Origin of the sequence: Caballeronia sp. LZ003 (genome assembly GCF_031451465.1) — a bacterium.
Taxonomy (GTDB): Bacteria; Pseudomonadota; Gammaproteobacteria; order Burkholderiales; family Burkholderiaceae; genus Caballeronia.
Genome location: NZ_JARUXJ010000230.1, coordinates 1 through 300, shown reverse-complemented (window position 1 = coordinate 300; position 300 = coordinate 1). Strand labels below are relative to the sequence as shown.

General features: G+C 60.0%; 1 pseudogene. It reads left to right on the top strand.

Features of this window, described 5'->3' with window-relative positions:
• Positions 1-300: pseudogene (locus QCE79_RS34965) on the top strand (hypothetical protein); the annotation flags it as partial.

The window sequence follows — 300 nt, the reverse complement described above, 5'->3', positions numbered from 1 at the left end:
AAGGCGCTTGCGCTCATCGAAGCATCCATGGCGCGCGCGGGATATACGCGTGCGCAACGCCGCGAGGCGATCAAGGCTTTATACGACGGCCGCGACGGCCGCGACGGCCACGACGGCCACGACGGCAAGCCGGGCGCTGCCGGTTATCCCGCCACGCCGGGCGCTGGCGATGCCGTTGCAGCTTCGCTGCGCAATCTTCTTAAGGACTATCGTTTCTTTCACAGTCAACTGGTCCAATTTTGGAATTTCCTTCATTCTGAACCTTTGTTTGAAGGGATTGTGGCGCGTCTAGATGCCGAA